General features: G+C 56.3%; 17 protein-coding genes and 4 pseudogenes. 15 read left to right on the forward strand and 6 right to left on the reverse strand.

The annotated features are described in order from the left end of the window. Genes NATPE_RS08310 through NATPE_RS22655 form a run of 3 tightly spaced genes read left to right on the forward strand, consistent with a single transcriptional unit; the run spans window position 1 to window position 2,214 of the window. Window positions 1-600, forward strand: coding sequence for a TetR/AcrR family transcriptional regulator (locus tag NATPE_RS08310; RefSeq protein ID WP_006182203.1), 600 nt, complete (start codon window positions 1-3; stop codon window positions 598-600). Then, on the forward strand, window positions 600-2,081 hold the full coding sequence (locus NATPE_RS08315) for an MATE family efflux transporter (protein WP_006182204.1): 1,482 nt from the start codon (window positions 600-602) through the stop codon (window positions 2,079-2,081). The genes NATPE_RS08310 and NATPE_RS08315 overlap by 1 nt, the downstream gene beginning before the upstream one ends. Next, a complete protein-coding gene (locus tag NATPE_RS22655; RefSeq protein WP_172637287.1) occupies window positions 2,071-2,214 on the forward strand; it encodes a hypothetical protein in 144 nt (47 codons plus the stop codon). Before NATPE_RS08315 ends, NATPE_RS22655 begins: the two co-directional genes overlap by 11 nt. 20 nt (window positions 2,215-2,234) lie before the next feature. On the opposite strand, the pseudogene NATPE_RS08320 reads toward NATPE_RS22655, so the two are convergent. Beyond that, window positions 2,235-2,549, reverse strand: a pseudogene (locus tag NATPE_RS08320) (heme-binding protein); the annotation flags it as partial. Window positions 2,550-3,061: 512 nt separating this feature from the next. On the opposite strand from NATPE_RS08320, the gene NATPE_RS08325 reads away from it, so the two are divergent. Continuing rightward, complete coding sequence (locus NATPE_RS08325) at window positions 3,062-4,066, forward strand: DMT family transporter (RefSeq protein ID WP_015298904.1); 1,005 nt, start codon at window positions 3,062-3,064, stop codon at window positions 4,064-4,066. 116 nt (window positions 4,067-4,182) lie between these two features. Further along, a complete protein-coding gene (locus tag NATPE_RS08330) occupies window positions 4,183-5,427 on the forward strand; it encodes an inorganic phosphate transporter (protein ID WP_015298905.1) in 1,245 nt (414 codons plus the stop codon). 619 nt (window positions 5,428-6,046) lie between these two features. On the opposite strand, the gene NATPE_RS21090 is transcribed toward NATPE_RS08330, so the two are convergent. Then, window positions 6,047-6,868: a hypothetical protein gene (locus NATPE_RS21090; RefSeq protein WP_015298906.1), complete on the reverse strand. Its 822-nt coding sequence runs from the start codon at window positions 6,866-6,868 to the stop codon at window positions 6,047-6,049. Here NATPE_RS21090 and NATPE_RS08350 point away from each other — a divergent pair. The 9 genes and pseudogenes from NATPE_RS08350 (at window position 6,858) to NATPE_RS08375 (ending at window position 13,815) form a co-directional block, all read left to right on the forward strand. After that, complete coding sequence (locus tag NATPE_RS08350) at window positions 6,858-7,856, forward strand: IS5-like element ISNpe2 family transposase (protein WP_015298795.1); 999 nt, start codon at window positions 6,858-6,860, stop codon at window positions 7,854-7,856. The two genes, NATPE_RS21090 and NATPE_RS08350, sit on opposite strands and share 11 nt — an antisense overlap. 260 nt (window positions 7,857-8,116) lie before the next feature. After that, window positions 8,117-8,278: a response regulator gene (locus tag NATPE_RS21095; RefSeq protein ID WP_015298907.1), complete on the forward strand. Its 162-nt coding sequence runs from the start codon at window positions 8,117-8,119 to the stop codon at window positions 8,276-8,278. Between the two features lie 21 nt (window positions 8,279-8,299). Then, window positions 8,300-8,458: pseudogene (locus NATPE_RS21100) on the forward strand (IS701 family transposase); the annotation flags it as partial. A 96-nt stretch (window positions 8,459-8,554) separates the two neighbouring features. After that, on the forward strand, window positions 8,555-9,370 hold the full coding sequence (locus tag NATPE_RS08355; RefSeq protein WP_015298909.1) for an IS5-like element ISNpe14 family transposase: 816 nt from the start codon (window positions 8,555-8,557) through the stop codon (window positions 9,368-9,370). A 218-nt stretch (window positions 9,371-9,588) separates the two neighbouring features. After that, window positions 9,589-10,662, forward strand: a pseudogene (locus tag NATPE_RS08360) (IS701-like element ISNpe1 family transposase); the annotation flags it as partial. Window positions 10,663-10,694: 32 nt separating this feature from the next. After that, the gene (locus tag NATPE_RS23420) at window positions 10,695-10,910 is read left to right on the forward strand and encodes a response regulator transcription factor (protein WP_345775709.1); all 216 of its coding nucleotides are present in this window, start codon (window positions 10,695-10,697) and stop codon (window positions 10,908-10,910) included. Window positions 10,911-10,962: 52 nt separating this feature from the next. Further along, window positions 10,963-12,129 (forward strand): poly-gamma-glutamate biosynthesis protein PgsC/CapC, encoded by a 1,167-nt coding sequence (locus NATPE_RS08370; protein WP_006183143.1) that lies wholly within the window; start codon window positions 10,963-10,965, stop codon window positions 12,127-12,129. Next, window positions 12,126-12,839, forward strand: a pseudogene (locus NATPE_RS22895) (Mur ligase family CapB protein); the annotation flags it as partial. The gene NATPE_RS08370 and the pseudogene NATPE_RS22895, both read left to right, overlap by 4 nt. A gap of 91 nt (window positions 12,840-12,930) precedes the next feature. Next, window positions 12,931-13,815, forward strand: a complete 885-nt coding sequence (locus NATPE_RS08375) for an IS1595-like element ISNpe21 family transposase (RefSeq protein ID WP_049897225.1) — start codon at window positions 12,931-12,933, stop codon at window positions 13,813-13,815. Between the two features lie 2 nt (window positions 13,816-13,817). On the opposite strand, the gene NATPE_RS22150 is transcribed toward NATPE_RS08375, so the two are convergent. Beyond that, entirely contained in the window at window positions 13,818-14,423 is a 606-nt protein-coding gene (locus NATPE_RS22150; RefSeq protein WP_015298913.1) for a DUF7289 family protein, read from the reverse strand. A 200-nt stretch (window positions 14,424-14,623) separates the two neighbouring features. After that, window positions 14,624-15,622, reverse strand: coding sequence for an IS5-like element ISNpe2 family transposase (locus NATPE_RS08380; protein WP_015298795.1), 999 nt, complete (start codon window positions 15,620-15,622; stop codon window positions 14,624-14,626). 38 nt (window positions 15,623-15,660) lie between these two features. Here NATPE_RS08380 and NATPE_RS08385 point away from each other — a divergent pair, with 38 nt between their 5' ends. Further along, window positions 15,661-19,491: a PAS domain-containing protein gene (locus NATPE_RS08385; protein WP_006182208.1), complete on the forward strand. Its 3,831-nt coding sequence runs from the start codon at window positions 15,661-15,663 to the stop codon at window positions 19,489-19,491. Window positions 19,492-19,615: 124 nt separating this feature from the next. On the opposite strand, the gene NATPE_RS08390 is transcribed toward NATPE_RS08385, so the two are convergent. Together NATPE_RS08390 and NATPE_RS08395 are read right to left on the reverse strand one after the other, a co-directional pair. After that, entirely contained in the window at window positions 19,616-19,987 is a 372-nt protein-coding gene (locus NATPE_RS08390) for a MarR family transcriptional regulator (RefSeq protein ID WP_006182209.1), read from the reverse strand. A 705-nt stretch (window positions 19,988-20,692) separates the two neighbouring features. After that, a complete protein-coding gene (locus tag NATPE_RS08395) occupies window positions 20,693-21,922 on the reverse strand; it encodes an HAD-IIA family hydrolase (protein WP_006182210.1) in 1,230 nt (409 codons plus the stop codon). Between the last annotated feature and the right edge of the window lie 309 nt (window positions 21,923-22,231).

The following is a 22,231-nucleotide window of genomic DNA, read 5'->3' on the forward strand; positions in this document are numbered from 1 at the left end:
ATGGCAGATGAACCAGCTACCGACATTCTGGATGCAACGTATCGCGCCCTCTGCGAGCATGGCTACGCGAACCTCACACTGCGGGATATCGCTGCCGAAACGGACAAGAGCAAGGCGTCGATCCACTACTACTACGATTCCAAAGACGAGTTGTTCGTCGCCTTTCTCGACGAATTATACGAGCAGTTCACCGATCGCGTGGGCACGCACGACGGAGACACGGCACGTGAACGACTCGAGACGCTCTTTCAGGTATTGCTCACTACCGACGCCGACTCGTCTCGGAGGGAGTTTCGAACTGCGATGCTCGAACTGAAGGCACAGGCTCCGTACAACCCGCCGCTGCGGGAACGCCTCATCGAATTTGACGAGTTCCTGTTCGAACAACTACGAGAGATCCTTTCGGCTGGCGTACACGCCGGTGAGTTCGACGGATCCGTCGATCCAGCCCGCCACGCGGAGTTTCTCACGACGGCGATTACCGGCGCACAAACCCGTCACGTCGTCATCGACCACTCCTCTGCACGGCTTTACGGTACGATGACCGGATACCTCGAGCGACAGCTGCTCGCCGACGAGAACTCGGAGGTCGCACAGTAATGGGGTCGTCCAGCCGTCTCGGATCGCTGTTCAAAGGCCCCGAGGAGTTCGATCTGACCTCGGGTAGCATCGGGAAGCCGCTGTTTTTCCTCTCGATGCCGATCGTCGTCACGAACCTCTTCCAGACCGCGTATAATCTCGCGGATACGTTCTGGCTCGGCCAGTACGACACCGATGCGCTCGCTGCGATTAGCTTCGCGTTCCCGATGGTGTTTCTGCTCATCTCGCTCGGGATGGGGATCTCGGTCGCCGGCAGCGTTCTCGTCGCACAGTTCACCGGTGCGGGCGAGGAACGCGAGGCCGAGTACGCCGCGTCACAGACGATAACGTTCGCCGTTATCGCTTCGGTCATCCTCGGCAGCGTCGGCTACGTCAGCGTCGACACGTTCCTCGGCCTGCTGGGCGCGTCACGGGACGTGCTGCCGCTGGCGACGAGCTACATGGAAGTCATCTCGCTCGGCCTGCTGTTCATGTTCGGGTTCGCCGTCTTCGTCGCACTCATGCGCGGGTACGGCGATACGATCACGCCGATGCTCGTGATGTTCGGGTCAGTCGTACTGAACATCGTCATCGACCCGTTCCTGATCTTCGGATGGACGGTCGTCGAGAACGCGCCGCTCGTCGGCACGCTCGCGTTCCCCGAACTCGGTATCCAGGGTGCGGCCATCGCTACCGTCTTCTCGCGCGCGCTCGCACTGGTCGTCGGCCTCGTGATCATGTTCCGCGGTACCCGGGGCGTCAAGATCCGTCTCCGCGACATGGCCCCCGACCTCTCGTATCTCCGCCGACTCGTTCGCATCGGCCTGCCAGCGTCCATCGAAGGGACCGGGCGAGCAGTCTCGATGAACCTCCTGTTGGTCATCGTCGCACTGTTCCCGGACACGGTCGTTGCCGCGTACGGCATCGGAACGCGTGTCTTCTCGGTCGCCTTCCTTCCCGCTCTCGCCGTCGCCCGTGGCGTCGAAACGATGACCGGCCAGAACATCGGGGCGAATAAACCGGACCGAGCCGAACGAGCGGCGGGGCTGGCGGCGAAAGTCCTCTTCGGCGCCCTCACGGTCGCGGGAATCGCCGCCTTCCTGTTTCCGGAGCCCATCGTCTCGGTATTCGTCGGTGCCGACCAGGCGAACGCCGCTCAGGTCGTCGCTATCGGGGCGGAGTTCATCCGGTACGTCGCGCTGACGTTCGGATTCATGGGCATTATGCGGGCATACACGGGTAGTTTCCGCGGCGCCGGGAAAACGCTCACTGCAGCGGCGATCTCCGTGGTGACGCTCGGCGTCGTCCGCTTCCCGATCGCGTGGCTCACTGCGGGCCCGCTCGGAGAAACGGGGATCTGGCTCTCGTTCGCGATCTCGAACGTCGCCGGAGCGACCATCGCCTACGCCTGGTATCGACGTGGCACGTGGCGCGGGAGCGACCTGACTGAATCCAAAGCCGCCCTCGAGGAAACGACCGTCGAGACAGCAGGTGACGACTGATTCGGACTCCGTCGCCCGTCACGGCTCGAGCCCCCCGAAAACAGCGTCACAGTTCGCGACCGACCTCAATGATCACGATATCGGGACGGCGTCCAGTGAGGGCAACGAACCGCTCGCGACCACGTCGCGGTAGCGCGCGCTTCGGACGGCGTCTTACTCCCGTGCTACCGTCTGACTATGACCGCTGTGGCGGTCATCCGGAACGTCCGCGACGGGGACTTCGATCTCGTTGGTTCGCATAAACGGCGGCGTCCACGGGTCGTTGTACTGGAGTAACGCCGGCTCGCCGTCCGTCTCGAGACCTCGTCGTGTGAATTCCTCGCTGAGTCGCTCCCGTTCCCGACGGACGCGCTCGTCCGTCGCGTACCACGAGAACCGACGAACTGCGACCATCCACGGCGGTTCGACGACGAGTCGAACGGTGGCATCGGTCGGCGTCGGCACGGTTTCGCACGTGTACGTCTGTGGGTGATGAATAAGAGGCAAATCCCAGAAGTACTACCGTATTGGTCCGATTCCATGCTGTCTGTGTACTCGTGACCCGACCTGACTATCAAAGAGCGAGGGAACCACTGCTACTCCAGTCGCGAACTCCTGTCGAAACTGTGAATAGGAGCGGTAATCGACTGGCTGGGATCGGTGGTCGCCCCACACAGCCGGTTTTCTTTGCATTCTCGTCGGTTCGGGCCGTTCTTCCGCTGGCAAATCCGCTATTGCATGCCATGGATGGTGGGGGACCCCGTTCGTCGACTTTTACCTCAGTGAATTCACCAGTAACCGCACAGCAGCTAACGGACAGTTAGTCGGCTACTGAGCGAAACCACCGCCACTCATTCGTGCCGAGCTGCATGTCTAGATAATGATTACCAAGGACGGACAGCCGTTGAGTCGTGTTATCACTGTCCCCGCAAATCGTTTAGTTGAGCCGCTTATAGAGACTACATCGACTTTGAAGCAATGACATACTATGCAATGGTAACATGACAAAGTTAGAAGACGTGCTGTTGTTCGGTGCGCTTGCACTCGTCTGGGGAACGGCGTTCACAGCGATCGAAATCGGGCTCGAAACGCTCCCACCGCTTCTCTTCGCAGCGGCCCGACTAGATATCGCTGCGGTCATTTTTGTCGGCGCGGTGCTACTCGGCCGGCTTCGGTGGCGTCCCCGGACGAAAGCCGACCTCGCTCTTATCCTCTCGAACGGCATCCTCGTCATCGGAGCGCACTTCGCGTTCTCGTTCATCGGCCAGAGCTACGTCACGAGCGGTGTCGCTGCGATCGTTCTCAGTTTCACACCGATTATCACGCCGATCATCGCCATTCGAGTCCTCTCGACGGAACGGATCTACGTCACGGATGTCGTCGGACTCTGTTCTGGGCTTGCCGGCGTAATCGCGATTGCAATTACCGGTGGGTCCGTTGATGGACAGCTCCTCGGTATCGGGCTTCTCTTGGCGTCCGCAGTCGTCTTCGCGCTCGGCTCCGTCCTGACCGAACGCTGGTCGGCGGACCTCCCAACGATGGCACTCCACGCGTGGGCAATGGGTACCGGTGCAGTGTTCCTCCACGTGACGGCGTACGCCTATTCTGGAGCAACGCTCCGAAACGTAACGTGGACGCCGTCGGCAGCCGCTGCGCTCACATACCTCGGGGTCTTCGCGACAGCGGGCGGTTTCCTCCTGTATTTCACGTTGCTAGAGAGAACCGGCGCAACGAACATTAGCCTCATCAACTACGCAACACCGATCGTCGCGACGGTCTTCGGCGCAGCCCTGCTCGGGGAGGGGATCACGATGGCGACCGTCGCCGGATTCGCGCTCATCGTCGTCGGATTCGCGCTTTGTAACATCCGGCCGCTCTGGCGGCTGACCCGGGACACTTCAAACACAGCCGACCACGATTTGCTCGAGCGGGATGAAGTCCGTATCCAAGGGAACGTGTACAAGACGGAAACCGACTCCCAGACCTCACTGCAACCAGGCGATTGACTGCCGCTCGGTCGTCCCTCGAGACCCGCTGAACTAACGAAGTAGACAAAGAGCAGCAACGCGGTTCCGGCGTCAGGGATTATATAAGGTAGTCAGATAATGTTGACTCAGATACGATGGTTGTGCTGCTAACTGTCGTCGGTATCGGCGTCGCGATATTCGTCGGGTTCAACATCGGAGGGTCATCAACGGGCGTGGCGTTCGGTCCGGCAGTGGGCTCGCGCTTGGTCCGAAAGACGACCGCTGGCGCGTTGTTCGTCGCTTTCGGCTTTATCGGTGCGTGGACCGTCGGTCGGAACGTCATCGCGACGATGAGTAGCAGTATCGTGCCGGCAACCCAGTTTACGCCCGCTGCAAGCGTTGCCGTCCTGTTTTTCACCGGCGCGTCGTTATTCGTGTCCAATCTCTATGGCGTTCCAGCTTCGACCTCGATGACGGCCGTCGGGGCGATCGTCGGATTGGGTCTCGCATCCGACACTCTCAATCGGGCGCTGATGTTCGTTATCGTCTCGGCGTGGATCGTCGCACCCCTGTCGTGTTTCCTCATCGGGGCCGTAGTCGGACGCTACATCTACCCGTATCTCGACCGTTACATCGCGTTCACGAAATTCGATCTCCATTTCGTCCAGCTTGACCGGTCGGGGACAGTTCCACGTCCGTATTTAAATAAGAACGCGTCACCACAGGACATCGTCGGGTCACTCTCAGTGGTCGTCATCGCCTGTTATATGGCGTTCTCGGCGGGGGCGTCGAACGCGGCGAACGCAGTGGCTCCCCTCGTCGGTTCGGGGGGATCGCTCACTGTCAATCAGGGCGTCCTGCTTGCGGTGGCAGCCTTCGGGTTGGGCAGTTTTACTATCGCCCGTCGCACGCTGGAGACGGTCGGGGACGATATTACGGAACTACCGATCCTCGCATCGCTGATCGTTTCCGTCGTCGGTGGGACAGTGATTACGATCCTCTCCTATTTCGGGATTCCCGCGAGTCTCGCGGTGAGTACGACATCGACGATTATTGGGCTCGGGTGGGGCCGAGCGAGTCGGGCGGCGACACTGGTGGAGTTGGCAATCCCAACACCCGAGCGGCCGGAAGTAGACGTCGCAACAGGGGCATTGGTCACCTCCCGCGCCGAGGAGGCTCCTGCTGGCCCGACCATCGGGGACATCGCTCGCCAGGAGAAGCCGGCAGAGAAACCAGCGGACGTCCCAGACGTACCGGATGTCGGCGCGGAAGGACCGGCTGATCTCGACGAGCGGAGCCTCTTCGATCCGAGCGCGGCCAAGCGCATCGTAACGATGTGGGTGTTGACGCCGGCACTGGCGATTGCCACCTCGTACCCGGTGTTCGTGTTCCTGCTGTGAGTGGCACTCACCGAGACATCGTCCTCCACATGGAACGGCACCGGTTCCAGTGGGGTATCGAATGAGTGGGTACTCGAGACTTTAGATCAGTTCGTCGTCGCTGGCCACAACGGGGATTTCACCGGCACGGCCCAGTGCCTCGACCGTCCCGTCGCTTGCGATGTCAGCCGCCGTCACGTTATCCCCAGTCCGGTCCTCAGTCAAATCGGGTTTCCTTGAGGATACGTCACCATACTGTTGTACAACGCGAAACTCGACTAAGTCACGGAAACAGTTGTCGACGCATCGACTGGCGATGCTGACGAACACATGATCCAGTCGCGACTCTCGTCGTTGACCCGCGACCAGCGACTCGTGCTTGAGGCCGCCGCCGACATCGGACCGATGACGAGTGGCAAGATCTACAACGCCTACTGCGAACGGAGCAGCGCACCAGTTCGAGACCGGCCGCTGCGAGGTTGGTTGGACAAGTTCCGACAGTACGATTTGCTCGAGCGATCTGGCTCCGATTACTGCCCCGAATGCGAGGTCCGAGAGGCAAGAACAACTGGGATTGCTGGTATGACGGTGGTAGTCAATAGAGTTGTACAATACCTCTGCAAGCCCTTTTGCCAAGAAGTTACGTGATCTCCAAGCCAAGTTTTTCTACTGCCGCAGCCGATACCGTCACTGAGCGCTCGCCAACTGTCACTCGTTCGCCGGTAATAGATTCGATTAGATCCGCGAGTTCCTCACGATAGGAATGCGGTCGCGCTTCTATAATCTGTATTGAACCACTCTCTTTTGTTACAGATCGGTTCCGAAGATACGATCGTACAAACTGCGTTCGTACTTCAAGAGGTGCCGCCTCGAGATACCGGGGTAACGATAATTCCTCATCTTGTGATTTCTGTCCGACTGGCGCGCCGAGAACATGCATGACACGCCCGAGAATTGCACCATCTTCCCCTGGTCGGACAGAGGGACCACGGTTCTCGTTGTCCTCTTTCCTGACAGTATATCCAACACCAGCTAACTCAAGAGCTGTTATACACTCTGATTCAAACCCAGCCTCATTGAGCGTAAAGACCGGTTGCCAGTGATCAGTTGCAATCATACCACCAGAATACACGTTCGCAATGAGTACATTTAGTGGTATCAGCTGGTCATCATTGGTTGTCAGATCAATCCAGTTCCGGTCGCGAGCAGTATACAATCCTGTAACGACACTCGGTGTTTTGTCTGCATCAATCCAAGACCGTACGCGCGTTTTGGGTAATTTAAGTGCCGTTGCAATAGACGCATAACCTTCTTCAGGATGATCCCGGCTGAACGAAGTGACATGTCGATACTGCTGGACAGCACGCCATGCATCATCGTAGTTCCCGTCATTGTAGGTTTGGAGCGTGTCATAGAAAGCGTCACGTACGAAGCAGCAGGGTGCGGAAAGTGTGTCCAGCACAACCGCGACCCTGCAAGACGTTGCTTCGGTCGATGAGTTTTTGAATGCAGCGGCTACGGAAACAGTTCCGCTGTTTGAGTATCTTGAGTTCGAGTTTCTACTGGAGTACGACGTGTTCGCCCCCGCTCGCCGGGGGCGAACACGAGTTCACCAGCCACCTGATCTCTTTCGCGCCTTTCTCCATTGCTACTACAAGAACATCTACGGAACACGCCCAGTCACGCGAGAACTCCAGCACGGCCTTGTCTGGTACTACTGCGGACTCGACAAACCGCCATCGAGAGACACCATTGACCGGTTTCTCACTGATCTCGAACACATTATCAACGATGTCTTCGACAGGCTCGTCGAGCAGGCCGCCGTCCGCGGCCTGCTCGACTCGACGTACTCTATCGATTCGACGCACATCGAGGCGATCCAGTACAACGACGCTGCCTCATGGAACTACGATCCAACAGCCGAAGAGTACTACTACGGCTTCGGCTGTACGATCGTTTCAACCGGTGCAAAGATCCCGATAGCAGCGGAGTTCACACAGGCCAAACAAGCAGACCAAGAGACGGCGATGCGCGTCACGGGTGACGCGCTCGCCGTCGATACACCGATCTGGATGCTTGGAGACAGCGCCTACGACATCCTCGATTGGCACGACTACCTGCTGACCGCAGGAGTCGTGCCAATCGCTCCGTACAACCCGCGAAACACTGACGACCCGAAAGACATCGAGTACAGGGTCGAAGACCGCATTGAGGAACACAGCGAGGACGTTCAGCTGAAACGATCCATCTTGGACGAGACGTTCAACAACCGGACAGGAATCGAACGAACCAACGACGCAGTCAAGGACTGCGGCCTCGGGCACGTCCGCGCCCGAGGCCGCGTCCACGCACGAACAGAAGTGTTCGTTGCGCTATGTCTTCGGATCGTCATTGCAATCACCAACTACGAGCGAGGACACGATCCAGGACGTGAGATGCTCAAGCTATGAGTTGGATTCTATGACACGCTCGTTTGGTTTGAACTAACTCCGCAAACGCGGGATCGGAGTTCACGTAGAGGACGCGGATTGGATCGTCCAGTTCGTCAGTGGTACCGAACACAGTTGCAGAGATTTGACGGTCTAACTGGTTAAATATTTCTTGCGAGACACCCTCGTGGGTTATCGAGGTAGCTACTGATTAAAGAGCGCAGTAATTGAGGGATTTGTATGTGGTCTATTTAAGGAATCGGGACGGATGTTTTGCTAGTATGCCTGCGGAAATTCTGGCTGCTGACGACGATGAAAGCCTCCGAGAGATGATCAGTATTAGTCTCAGTGAGGAGTTCGACGTAGAGACTGTAAAAGATGGTAAGGAGGCATGGGAGTACTTAAATAATAACTCAGCTTTGCACGTTGAAGTAGGAGCGTGACGTAGGCGGTGGCAAAGACGGATGATGCCGATTACGGACTTCTTGTCGTGTACGCGTGCGTTCGACGAGTTCGAGTCGCTGTCTCCAGCACAACGTCATCACGCCAAAACCTACGCCACAGGTCTTGTTGCGGCCAGCAACAAGACCGTGGCGGGCATCGCACGCGAAGTCCTTCCAGCCAACATGCTCTGTTGCAGCGTCGAATAGCACCAGTTTCAGCCTTGTTCTCGGCTGAATTCCGTGAGACTTGTGGGGAATTGGACGCCGTCTGGCGATATGAGGTCGAAACGACCGATCATACGGCAGTGTAAGAATCTTGCCAAACAGCACGTGGATAACCCTGACGAACCCGCTGCGCCGGACGGCGCCAGCGGGTTCGCCGAGTGGGCTCAGATCGCGTTTATCCTCTTGCATGCGGAACTCGACAAAGATTTCCGAGAGACTGAAGCATGGTTCAATGACTCCAGAGCCATCCGTGAAGAGCTCAACATCGACAAATCGCCGGATCACACCACGCTCTGTCGATGGGAGCAACAGGTCGACATGCGTGAGCTCCGCAGCCTGCTCCGCCGCAGTGCGGAGCAGGCTGGCTGGTCGGGAACAGCAGCAATCGACGCCAGTGGCTTCCAGCGAGATCAGACCAGCTATCATTACCGGAATCGTGCTGGCTTCTCGTTTCATAAGCTGAAGACGACGGTTTTGGTCGATACAGAGTCACTGGCGATCAAAGACGTTCATTTCACGACGAAGCGCAAGTGGGACGGACACATCGGCTTGCAGGTCTATCGGCGCAACGCCGAAGACCTGCAAGAGTTCCTTGCAGATGCGAACTATTCGTGGTCAGATCTCAGAGAGGAGTGTCGCGCTGGCGCGACACGACCGCTAATCAAGCACAAGGAGCACAATGCGCTGAAGAAAGCGCATAACGCTCGGATGGACGAAGATCTGTACCATCAGCGGACACTGAGTGAGACTGCGTTCTCACTACTGAAGGATGACGGTGAGAAGTTACGCTCTCGGAGCTGGCACGGCCAGTTCCGAGAGCTCACGCGCAAGTGTATCGTGCATAACCTATCGCAGGCGGCGAGTTAGGGCTCGCCGCCTGCTCTCTTTCTCTGGACGTATCCGCCAGAGACATCGCCGTCATCCACGTACGGGTTCTCACAAAGTGACCTAATTCTGATGGTTGCAGAATCAACGAACTGGACTCCTCCCACATCATCCAGATCTCAAAACCATCAGTACAGGAGTTCTAACGCCATCTACCTGAATATCAAAATTTCAATACTGCCGCCGTCTTGCGTTCAACAGAGCAAGCCAACAGCAAACGCGCTCTCAACAAGTTCCTCACCGAGTACGACTGGGACGAACAGCAGTTCAACCACGAACGCCTTGAAGAACTCCAGAAACACGGTGAAACACGCTGGTCAACGGATGGCTACATTATCCTCGACGACACGATCACCGAGAAAGCCGGGGACGAAGTCCCCGGCGTCGGCCACTTCTACGATCACGCCGAAGGTGACACTGTCTGGGGGCAAGACCTCATCTACGCCTTCTACGCTGACGACAAAACCGCTTACCCGCTCACCTTCCGCCTCTACGAAAAGCAAGACGAGGATGACCAAGACCACGACACCAAGTACGACCTCGCCCGCGAGATCATCACCGAACTCGAAGAAGAGGTAGGTGTGCCTGCGAACACCTACCTCTTCGACTCGTGGTTCGCTCACGATTCTGGCCTTCCTGAACACATCGAATCCTACGGCAAGGACTGGATCGGCCCGCTCCGGAGCAATCGACAGGTGACTTACGCCGGCAAAGAGCTCCGCGTCGATGCGCTGGAAGAGCGCATCGACACGGTTGAGCGCGATATTGACGACGAAACCTATCACATCTGGACGAAGAAGCTTCCCGTCTCCCAGTTGGGAGACGTGAAGCTGGTCATCGCAGAGAAAGAGACCGACGGAGACGAAGATAACCCGATCAAGTACCTCGCTACGAACAAGACCGACGCACCAACCGCCCACATCATTCGCTCCTACGGGATGCGCTGGCGCATCGAGACGTTCTTCGAGGACTCGAAGCAGGATCTCGGCTTGGGAGACTGCGAGCTGCAGACTGACGGAGGTGCCAGTCGCCACTGGCACCTCCTGATGGCTGCCTACAGTCTCGTTCGTCTTGATCCCGATTCGAGCGCCTTGGGAACGGTTCGCTCGAAGGCGTCATCGCTTCGAGCGAACCTCGAACACTCCCTGAAGGAAGCCGTCTACAACCTTCTCTCGTGGGTTCGAGACAATGATGACCGCGGTGTTGATGACCTTATGACCGAGATCGATCATCTCTTCGTTCACTCAACAACCGAGGCTAGCGTGCAAAGCTGAGTAATAATTCGAATGCACTACCGAAAGCGGTCATTCTTGACGTTATGATGCCAGAGATGGATGGGTTTTCGGTCTTGGATCGCATCAGAGAGAACGGTGAAATGCAGGAGATTTCAGTTATTATGCTGACGTCTCGGAGTCGGGAGGAAGACATCGTTCGAGCGCTTGAGGCAGGTGCGGACGATTTCTTGGCTAAGCCATTCAACAAATCCGAACTATACGGACGGGTACAGCAAACACTCCAGTGAGCGACCGTACAGATTGAAAGTATAAAGGTGCATTAGCTGGTAGACTGTTACAATGTGGGTGGCCACACTAGTCGCCGTTATCGGTCTCTTGAGCGTCGGAGCCATCACTCAGTTCACCGGGTATCGTATGGGAGGGTCAATCACCATTCCCGTTCTTGCCGTGTACTGTTTGAAGAACTTCGTCATGCTCCCCGTTTTTGTGTTGAGTGGGGCAGCTGCGTACGTCGGTCTGTGGCTTCTCCGTCGCCGAACGTTGATTTTTGGGCGTGACGAGCTTATCGCAACGATGGTCATCGGAACAGCCGTTCCAGTGGTCACGCTCTTTTTCATCTTGCAGTTAGGTCTTGAGGTGGGAGTGGTTGCGTTTCTGGGTAGTATTCTCCCCGGGCTAGAAGCGTACAATTATCATCGAATAAAACCGGAATATCGCCGAAACGACCTCTTAGCGAGTGTCGGGTTATTCGTTACCCTCACTGCGCTCGGCTGGGTACTGGTCTCCAATGGGTTTGCGCGTCAATTTGGTACGCTGACACCGCCGGTCCTTTTCTCTTCGACGGCGGATGTCGCTATCTACAAAGGTGTTGCAGTGCCCATCGACCCCGAATCTGTTATACTCCCTCGAGAGATTGTGGCCGGACTGTTCGCTGGTGGCCTCGTTCTTTCTGAACGGCTCCGGGATCGGTTCGGTGTCCGTGTCGGGATCATCGGTGCGGTCCTCCTCGCGATTTATGCGCTAGCGAGCTACTGGCTCGTAATCCTGTACGTCCTTTTACTTGCGCTATCGTTCGGCTTCATCCAGTTTTCGAACTACCTCACACTCCGGTACGGACGAGTCCTTCTCGGAGTGACTGTCGCAGTCGCGATCTTCGCTTCGGTATCGCTGACGTTTGTCTTGCCGATTGAGCGTGGACTGTCGGCGTTCTTCACTGCGATCTTGGCGGGTGTCGGGGCGTACAACGCGCATGCGTCAGCCCCCTTCGAGCGCCGCCTCGTCGTCCCGCTTCAGATCGTGGTCTTCGTTCCCGCTTTGATCGTCGCTCGACTGTTCAGTGTACCTCAATCTCGTGGGTTTCCACAAGAGTTGACGTTGCCTGTCCTGGGGATTGCAGCGGTTCTCTGGGTGGCTGCCCTGGGTATCGCGTACTGGTATACGGTATCACCTCCGAGCGAAGCGGATGTTCTCTCTGCATCGGTTCTCTCTGAAGGGGGTGAAACATGAGTCGGACCGCCTTCGAGATCTACGGCCGTGGGTTCGGCTGGTCGTGGCGTCTTAGGGGACCAGCGGAAGTACTAGCAACCGGTAATCGCCACTACGATACGTCCCGAGCAGCACGCGAAGCAATTGACATCGTTCGCGCTGCTGTTGCAGAACTATCCGGAAATAAAAAGTCCTTCCCAGACACCGATGTCGACGCGCCCGACATCATCGTCGAACAAGAGGCCACACCGTCAGGAGAACTCCCGGAGGAACGAAACAACTGGGTCTGGCGGCTCCAAACTGCAAACGGGGTACTGGGGCATAGTGCCGATCGCTTCCCGACAGAAGTGTCGGCACAGTCCGCGGCGGACCAGTTCTTAGACTATGCGGCGGGGGCACTTCCGATGTTTCTCGTCGGGGCCGAATACGAGTGGAAGACCGGTCCGAACCCAGTCGAAGTCGGGTCGTCGAGTTTGACAGGACTGGTGAGTGAGGTGACGAGAGGTATCCGACATCGTAAGATTCTCGATCGAATCGATACTCAAATTGTCGTCTCGGGGACTCGTGGTAAATCATCTACTACCCAGCGCCTCGACGATGTCTTCAACCGCCGGGGGTATGATACACTCACGAAGATCACCGGCAACCATCCACTACTGCTCCATAACGGCGAGGTCCATCCTATCGAACGACGGGGGCCTCGAACGACGCTCTACGAGAATATTAGTCTCACGCTCTTCTGTAGGAGATTGTTGACGCCGCTTAGCTGTCGCTGTCGAATCGAAGAGAGCAAGGACACCGCGTCAGCGGTGTCCGTTAGGCATGATTCCGCTAGATGTGTTTGGGTCGGAATCGGTCGCAGCGGACCTGTTGGAGCAGGTTCGCTGGCGTAACGGTGTTACTTGCCCTCGCTGCCGTTCTGACCGAACGGTCAAGAACGGCAGCTATGGGAACTTTCAGCGCTATCTCTGTAAGAATTGCGACCGCACATTCAACGACAAGACCGGCACGATTTTCGCCCATTCGAAGGTTGCACTCAGAAAGTGGCTGTTCTCGATTTACGCGTTTCTCCGGTTTAACACGAGTCTTCGCCAACTTCAGCTAGAAATCGACGTTCAGTACAAAACGATTTACCAGCGCGTCGAGCGCTTCACGAAGGCGCTCGACGCGCCTTCGATCGACCTCGTCGGTCCCGTTGAAATCGACGAAGTCTACGTTTCTGCAGGGCTGAAAGGCCGCGAGCGCGACGCTCGGTCGCGCTCGCGTGGCCTGTCCACGCGTGGACGAGGATCGTACGATCAGGACAAACCGCCGGTGTTCACGATCGTCGATCGCGGCACCGACAATCGGTACGTGATCCCCGCGAAATCCGCCGACGAATCAACGGTTCGGCTCCTTCTCGCAAACCGCAAGAAGGAGCCACTGACCGTCTACACCGACGGATTTCGTGTCTACGACCCACTCAACGAGGACGACGCATTCGAGCGCGAATACGTCGTCCACGGCGACGGCGAATACGCGGATGAAGATGTCCACGTCAATACCTGCGAGAGCCACGGATCGCTGCTGCGACCGTGGCTCTCGCCTCATCGAGGCGTCTCAAAAGATAAGCTCACACAGTATCTCCGAGCGTTCCAGCTTCGACGAAAACTACTGCGGAAACCGGGAAGAGAAGCGCTCAAACACGCTATCAAAGCTACGCTGTGAGATCAACAAAGTGCTACACAAGAGCGATTGATGAATATGTGGTCGTCTCTGACAAACGTCTTTTCACCACCAGTAGAATTTACATGGTTAAGATAGATGTCTCCTGATCGAAGGGACCTCTCATCCGTGAGTTCTGTGACTGAAAACGAGAGGGTATTCGCTTCTTTGTCATAGCTTATTGCTGGTTTAGAGAGAACTTGCGTTTCTTTGCCCGTCTCGCTAAAAACGCCCCCTCCCTCAAAGGCGACTTTTGTGCCATCGTCGCTCTTGTATTCAATAGTACCAATTGTTCCATTTTCGATGGGCATTTTATTAGAACTATTATAGCTTTCAGCCCATATTTCGTATGTGGCGGAATCATGGTGCGCTATTGCTCCCTGCTCACCAGCATTTAATGTTGCATCACTTGCTGTATCACTACTTTCTCTCATGGATGCAATAGTATTACTCAATTTGACAAATGATTGTTTCACCAGGGTTTCTTCTGTTTGTTGCTGACCTGTATCCATCATCTCGCCCCCGACGACAAGGAGACTTATCGAGGCGACAGCAACTATTCCTATTAGAAGAACAAATCCAATTAGAGGACTTACGCCTCGACTCTTCATACAATCTGATACGCTTACTAGAGTATAAAACACTCCCATCTATACTAGCATACAACACAGAAATTAAGTGGCAGGCAAGTGGGAAAACGACAAAGCATTGTCGGCTAAATAATAGATATCGAAGTCGATCCATGACTACTTCACCCATTCTTATCGACGATCGTGATTTTGCACAAACCGAGCGTGTCATAGAATCCAACTCATAGCTTGAGCATCTCACGTCCTGGATCGTGTCCTCGCTCGTAGTTGGTGATTGCAATGACGATCCGAAGACATAGCGCAACGAACACTTCTGTTCGTGCGTGGACGCGGCCTCGGGCGCGGACGTGCCCGAGGCCGCAGTCCTTGACTGCGTCGTTGGTTCGTTCGATTCCTGTCCGGTTGTTGAACGTCTCGTCCAAGATGGATCGTTTCAGCTGAACGTCCTCGCTGTGTTCCTCAATGCGGTCTTCGACCCTGTACTCGATGTCTTTCGGGTCGTCAGTGTTTCGCGGGTTGTACGGAGCGATTGGCACGACTCCTGCGGTCAGCAGGTAGTCGTGCCAATCGAGGATGTCGTAGGCGCTGTCTCCAAGCATCCAGATCGGTGTATCGACGGCGAGCGCGTCACCCGTGACGCGCATCGCCGTCTCTTGGTCTGCTTGTTTGGCCTGTGTGAACTCCGCTGCTATCGGGATCTTTGCACCGGTTGAAACGATCGTACAGCCGAAGCCGTAGTAGTACTCTTCGGCTGTTGGATCGTAGTTCCATGAGGCAGCGTCGTTGTACTGGATCGCCTCGATGTGCGTCGAATCGATAGAGTACGTCGAGTCGAGCAGGCCGCGGACGGCGGCCTGCTCGACGAGCCTGTCGAAGACATCGTTGATAATGTGTTCGAGATCAGTGAGAAACCGGTCAATGGTGTCTCTCGATGGCGGTTTGTCGAGTCCGCAGTAGTACCAGACAAGGCCGTGCTGGAGTTCTCGCGTGACTGGGCGTGTTCCGTAGATGTTCTTGTAGTAGCAATGGAGAAAGGCGCGAAAGAGATCAGGTGGCTGGTGAACTCGTGTTCGCCCCCGGCGAGCGGGGGCGAACACGTCGTACTCCAGTAGAAACTCGAACTCAAGATACTCAAACAGCGGAACTGTTTCCGTAGCCGCTGCATTCAAAAACTCATCGACCGAAGCAACGTCTTGCAGGGTCGCGGTTGTGCTGGACACACTTTCCGCACCCTGCTGCTTCGTACGTGACGCTTTCTATGACACGCTCCAAACTCCAACAGACCGGTACCGAGATCAACTATCTATCTGCGGACGGTGTCGACGAGGCGCTTCAGAGCCTTGCTACGGACCGAATCGATTGTATCGTCACGGCGTACTCGCTCGAAGATTCCGACGGAATCGGGCTTACGGAGTCGATCCGGCAGCAGAACGATGAAATTCCGATCATCCTATTTACCGGACAAGGGAGCGAGGAAATCGCGAGCAAAGCGACTCGTGCGGGCGTATCGGACTATCTCCCAATACGGTCGGAACGTGATAACTTCACACTACTTGCGGCCCGCATTCGAACACTTGCGAGCGCTGCACGGAAACAACAGGAGGCCGAGCAAACGAAACGACGCTTTCGACGAACGCTCGAACGCGCTACTGACGCGATTTACGCTGTCGATGGCGACTGGCGCATCGAGTATATGAACGAAAAAATGGCCGATCGAATCGATCGTGAACCAGACGCAGTCGTCGGAAGAACCATCTGGGAAGAGTTCCCGTCGATCGTCGGGACGGAACTCGAAGACAAGTATCGAACGGCGATGGAGACTGGTGAACCGGTATCGTTCGAACAGCGTCTGGGAGGGCCGTTCGACTACTGGGTCGAAGTGCGAGCGTTCCCAGATGACGACGGTCTGACCGTCTTTTCGCGCGAAATTACTACTGAGCGAGAACGAGAACTGGAGCTAGAGCGTAGTGACCTTATTCTGGAGAACATCCACGACGTTGTGTTCGTACTCGACGAGCAGGGTGATATCGAGTTCGCGAATACGGCTGCGAAGCAGTTGCTAGCAGGAGATCGGTCGGCCCAGTTCACGGGACAACAGCTTGAAACCGTCGTCGGTGACCGCATTAGCGAGTCCGATGCAACGCGATTCTCCCAGGCAGTCAGATCGACACTTGACGGGATAGAGGGCGATAGTGGTCTCACTGGTCTGTACGATGCGGATCTCCAACTCGACATTCTGTCCGGGACCAGTGAACGAACGCTCGACGTTCGGGTCACGCCGTTCCAGAGTCAAAAAAACAAGCAAGTACTCGTCGTCGCTCGAGACGTTACCGAACAAAGCGAGGTGAAGCGTCAATTGGAACGAGAGCGGGACGCACTTCAGGCCCTCCAAACTGTCATGGCAGAAAGCGACGTCTCAGCCGAGTCACGACTCCAGAACCTACTGGCAGTCGGCTGTCAGACCCTCGGACTCGAAATCGGACTCGTCTCACGGATTCAGGAGAGCGACTACACAGTCCAAGCAGTTCACGCACCAGGGGCCGATATCGAAGCTGGTGATCAGTTCGATCTCGAGGCGACGTACTGTGCGGAAGTCGTTAGCACGGATTCGGTCTGTTCGTTCGCAGACGCCGTTAGCGACGGAAAAGAGGCCCACCCTGCCTATCGTGAATTCGGGTTAGCGTCGTACATCGGCGTGCCCATCGTCGTTGATGGTACCCGCTATGGGACAGTCAATTTCTCGAGTCCAACGACGCGAGTCGCTCCGTTCGGAGTACTTGAACGAACGTTCGTCGAGTTGTTAGCTCAACTCGTGAGTGCCGAGATTTCGCGCAGTCGTGACCGGGCCAAACTTGAGCGTCAAGAGTTCTTGTTCGACCGCGTCCAGAATATCGCAGATGTCGGTATCTGGGAGTACTTCCCATCGAGAGGCGAACTCACATGGTCTGACGGGGTCCGCCAGATTCATGGTGTCGACGAGAATTACGAGCCATCACTTGAGGAGGGGCTCGAATTCTATCATCCTGACGACAGAGAGATGATTACCGCAGCAGTCGACCGGGCAATCGAAAACGGGGAGCCGTACGACCTCGACCTCCGGATCGTGCGAACCGACGGAGAGGTGCGTGACGTTCGGGCATGGGGAGAATACGTCGACGACACACAGCGCGGCGACCCAGCACTTCGGGGTGTTTTTCAGGATATAACGGAGCGAAAAACGGAAGGGCGTGAGCATCGAGAGCTCGCGGAGGAATACGAGGCGTTGCTCGAAACATCAGGGGACGCGATATTCTTGCTTGACGTCGATACTGCTGGTGAGGACCCATCCTTCGAGTTTGCTCGACTCAGCCCCGGATACGAGACACAGACCGGGCTCACAACTGAGGAAGTTCGCGGCAAGACCCCGCGAGAAGTGTTCGGCGACGAGCAGGGTACTGATCTCGAAGTCAATTACACTCGCTGCGTCGATCAGGGTGCCCCGATCTCGTATCGTGAAGAACTCGATATCGGTGACGATGCTCGGTTCTGGGAGACGAGTCTCGCACCGGTCACCGTCGATGGCAAGACCGTTCGAGTTGTGGGCATCGCTCGAAACGTCACCGAGCAGGTTGAGCGCGAGCGCGAACTCGAAGCAACGAACCAGCGACTGGAATCACTCATCGAGGCCACACCACTCACGGTCATGGAGATCGACACTGACGGCACCGTCATTCGTTGGAACGATGAGGCCGAAAATATGTTCGGCTGGTCGCGAGAAGAAGTACTTGGCGAGTTCAATCCGATAGTCCCGGATGACCAGGAGGCCGAGTTTGCGTCACACAAGCAGCGCGCCCTGAGCGGCGAGCGAATTCGAGCGAAGGAGATACGCCGGGAGACAAAAGACGGAGACGAGTTGGACCTGCTCTTGTCGGTCGCGCCGATTACAGATTCCGACGGGAAAACCACGAGCATCCTTGCCGTGTTGGAGGATATTACTGAACAGAAACGGTTGGAAACCCGCCTTCGATCCCTTCAGGAGACCGCACAGCAGCTTAGCGGTGCTGAATCAAGTGAAGAGATCGGAGCTATCGCCGTTGATGCGGCAGCCGAGATAATTGATCTTGATATTACTGGGATCTGGGAATACGACGAGCGAGAGGACGCACTCGTCCCAATCACAGAGACTCCCACAGCACGAGACCTATTTGGCGCTTCTCCCAGATTCACCCCCGGAGACGGTCTCGCTTGGGACGCGTTTGAGGCCGGAGAAACCCAGGTATATGATGATGTCCAGACCGAGGGTCAACCCCACAACCCGAACACAGAGATCCAAAGTGAGATTCTCGTCCCACTAGGAGAGTATGGGCTCATCTCGACAGGCTCGATTTCCACGCAGGCCTTTTCTGAGACAGATATCGATCTGTTTCGGATCCTCGGTGCGACTGTCGAGGCAGCACTCGCACGAGCGAGTCGAGAGGCGGAGTTACATCGACAGAACGAGCGACTTGACCAGTTCGCGAGCGTCGTTGCCCACGACTTGCGGAACCCGCTCTCCGTCGCAATGGGGTTTCTCGAGATCGCGGAGGAGACCGGGAACGCGGAACACTTTGAAAAAGTAGAATCTGCACACGACCGAATTGAGCGGCTCATCGAAGACCTCCTGACGCTGGCACGTGTGGAGACGACGATCGAGAATGCAGAAGAGATCGACCTCGAGAGTATTACAACGGAGGCGTGGGGATATGTTGACACGGACGAGGCAACGCTTACAATTGCAGATGAAGTCCTGACAGTCACCGGCGATGCAGGGCGGCTGACCCAGCTCTTTGAAAATCTTTTCCGGAATGCAGTCGAGCACGGTGGTGACGACGTTATAGTGACCGTGGGTCGACTAGACGAAGACGACGGATTCTACGTTGCGGATAACGGCAGCGGGATTCCACAGGAGCGCCAAGAGGAAGTATTCAATCACGGCGTCACGTCCAGCGAGGGGGGTACCGGATTCGGGCTCTCAATCGTGGCCGACATTGCGAAGGCACACGACTGGACGGTCTCGGTGACAGACGGAACCGATGGCGGAGCACGGTTCGAGTTCAAGCGGTCGAAATAGTACCCGTTGTGAATGAGCAAGCCATGCTGCGGCCTATGCATTGGGAGAGACAGTCTCAATTACTGAGTATATCTCCAACTGATAAATTATATGCTGATATATGGGTGTGTGCTTTTGGAAGTTGTCACTGTTCGCCCTCGACGCTGGGGTGTGGTTTCTGAGGTGCTTGCTCGCGCCACGCCTTCTTGTCCTCGGTACCGAGTCGGTCGTTGAACAGTTCGGTCGCCCGCTTGTATCCGCTGTATCCTTCGAGGCGCTCGGTGTCATCAGTCACCGCCCAGTACGTCGCCTTGTGTTCGACGAGATCGCGGTCCTTCAACCGCGAGAGAGCGGTACTGACTGCGCCCTCGTCGACCCCGATCTGGGTGGCGATTTCGTGGGCTTTGAATGCCCGATCGTCGTTGGCGGCGAGAAAACCGAGGACCTGATCGGGGACGGATAGTTCCTTGAGTTCGTCCTCGCTCGTGTTCTCGAAGGTGTCTCGGTCGATAGGCATCGTTGAATGGAGGTACGTCAGCCACTGTAAAGAGTGTTAGAGGTGAAAGCTGAGAAAACGACGACGGAGACTCACCATTGACGACGAAGCGGTTCAAGAACCGTCTGCATTGAGACGATCGGCCTCACTGTCCAGATCCTCCGTAAGCGAGGGTCTTCTATGACAAGCACGGCATTGTTCCAGCAATAATAGCCTTGAAACCATCGAAAACACAGAACTGTCGTATTTATGATTATGACAGATGCCATATTAATAGACCGAACCGAGGTCTCGCTGCCGGTACGTGACCCCGCTGACGTCCCACCGCTCACTTCGGACGGTTCTACGACCTCCTCTGTCTCGAGATAGCGTCGATCCACTCGCCACGCTGGCTGATTTCCACGAGTTTGTCGAACGGGTAGTGAGTATCGCCGTCGGTCGGCCGATCGGCAACAGCGCGAAGCGCCCGGCGGAACATGCCTCCTGTTTCCCGGTCGAGTAGGCCCGGATCCGCCAGCACCCGGATGTCCTCAGTCCACTCGAGAAGCAGGTATCCAGTCGGGGTAAGCGATTATCTATTCGATCCCGTCTCCTTCTTCAAGAGCGTGTTATCTACTGCCACGATCGGCGAGCGAGTGTACTCCTCAGGTAACTCGACCTGTACAAGTGAATGGCCTCGGGGTCACACTGCAAGAGACCGTCCAACTGGTTAGTACGGTCTGTGGATTATCGAATTGCACAGGGGCCACTCATATCAATGGCATCAGCAATCCACTGTGGCTGCATCGGAAGGATGTCGGACGGCAAGTCGTTTACGCCGAAGAATCCGACCTCAAGTGCTTCCTCTTTATCGGCTTCGGCTGTCCCCGCTTCGATGGTACACCGGAAGCAGTTCGTAATGAAGTGGACTGTCTTTCCGGATGGATACGAAAACACCTGTTGCTCAGGGCGGGAATACACACCGGTTAACTCCTCGACCTGGATACGGATTCCCGTTTCCTCCATGACTTCCCGTGAAATTGCCTCTTGGACTGGCTCACACCGTTCGACCGAGCCCGTTGGAAGCGCCCACTGTTCCGTATCAGCGCGTTTTAACAACAGCACCTCATCCGAATCGGTAGTCACGACCGCCGCGACGCCCGGCCGAATCTGATCCGGCCACGAATATGGCGGCGATTCCCACGGCTCGATTTCCTCAGTAAACAGGTCAGCAAGCGTCGAAATCGTCAGTTCTGGCTCCTGTCGGTCACGAGCGGATGTAGCAGTCGGTTCTTCGTCGGCTACCAGAATCCCAGTGTGCCCCGCGTGGTGTGCACCGAGTACGTCCGTGGCCGGGTTATCCCCGATCACGACAGCGCTCATATTAGCGGACAGTCCATCGATGGCCATCTCGAACATGAGTGGTTCGGGTTTCCCGACGACCGTCGGCTCCGTTCCGGCGGCCGCTTCGACTGCACGGACGATGGCCCCAGCTCCGGGTGCAGGGCCATCCGGCGTCGGGAACGACCCATCGGGGTTGGTCCCCACGAACGCTGCTCCCCGATCGATATGCCTCGTTGCCCGCCGAATATCCCGGTATGTCGTCTCCTCATTTGCGCCGACAACCATCGCTTCTGGATCTGTGTCCGTAATCTCGATCCCCGCTGTCTGGAGTTCGGTTTTCAAGCCTTCACTGCCGACGACGGCGGTCGTGGTCACATCCTGCTGGGAGAGATACTGTGCAGTCGCCCAGCCTGACGTGACGATCTCGTCTTCCTGTGCGTTGATCCCCATCTCTCGAAGATCGCTTGCGACCGCCCGCCGCGTCGGGCGTGGATCGTTCGTTAGAAATCGTAGCTCCTTGTCCATCTCGTAGAGTCGGGTTACCGAGTCAACTGCATCAGGCAGTGGCTCATCCCCAACGTAGACCACCCCATCGAGGTCAAACAAGAACACGTCGAATTTCTCAGCAATCATACCACAGAGTATCGGAATCAGCCACTTATATTTCATTGTAATAACACCCTCCATAGTCTATCTGATCACTGTTTCATTTGGCTGCCACTCGAACAAAAATAGTGGAGATACTGCCACTGCAGCGCTTCAACGAGTGCAGTAATCGTCTCATCGACGAGATATCTGCCAAGACGTCTCTGTTAGATGTCGATATCCTCGTGGTGACGATGAGCAATGACATCATACTGAGAGGTCTCTGAAAAGTAAATCCAAATTACATATTGTGTTGTAATCCTCGATGCAGACGTCTCGCGGCCGACGACCGGAACC

Origin of the sequence: Natrinema pellirubrum DSM 15624, from assembly GCF_000230735.2 — an archaeon.
Lineage (GTDB): Archaea > Halobacteriota > Halobacteria > Halobacteriales > Natrialbaceae > Natrinema > Natrinema pellirubrum.

Coding starts and splice junctions, on each gene's coding strand:
- NATPE_RS08395 (WP_006182210.1), bottom strand. CDS start 21,922: ATGATTGCTGAGAAATTCGACGTGTTCTTGTTTGACCTCGATGGGGTG.
- NATPE_RS08370 (WP_006183143.1), top strand. CDS start 10,963: ATGTGGGTGGCCACACTAGTCGCCGTTATCGGTCTCTTGAGCGTCGGA.
- NATPE_RS21095 (WP_015298907.1), top strand. CDS start 8,117: ATGCCTGCGGAAATTCTGGCTGCTGACGACGATGAAAGCCTCCGAGAG.
- NATPE_RS08325 (WP_015298904.1), top strand. CDS start 3,062: ATGACAAAGTTAGAAGACGTGCTGTTGTTCGGTGCGCTTGCACTCGTC.
- NATPE_RS08375 (WP_049897225.1), top strand. CDS start 12,931: ATGATTCCGCTAGATGTGTTTGGGTCGGAATCGGTCGCAGCGGACCTG.
- NATPE_RS22150 (WP_015298913.1), bottom strand. CDS start 14,423: ATGAAGAGTCGAGGCGTAAGTCCTCTAATTGGATTTGTTCTTCTAATA.
- NATPE_RS08330 (WP_015298905.1), top strand. CDS start 4,183: ATGGTTGTGCTGCTAACTGTCGTCGGTATCGGCGTCGCGATATTCGTC.
- NATPE_RS08390 (WP_006182209.1), bottom strand. CDS start 19,987: ATGCCTATCGACCGAGACACCTTCGAGAACACGAGCGAGGACGAACTC.
- NATPE_RS08315 (WP_006182204.1), top strand. CDS start 600: ATGGGGTCGTCCAGCCGTCTCGGATCGCTGTTCAAAGGCCCCGAGGAG.
- NATPE_RS08385 (WP_006182208.1), top strand. CDS start 15,661: ATGACACGCTCCAAACTCCAACAGACCGGTACCGAGATCAACTATCTA.
- NATPE_RS08355 (WP_015298909.1), top strand. CDS start 8,555: ATGAGGTCGAAACGACCGATCATACGGCAGTGTAAGAATCTTGCCAAA.
- NATPE_RS08310 (WP_006182203.1), top strand. CDS start 1: ATGGCAGATGAACCAGCTACCGACATTCTGGATGCAACGTATCGCGCC.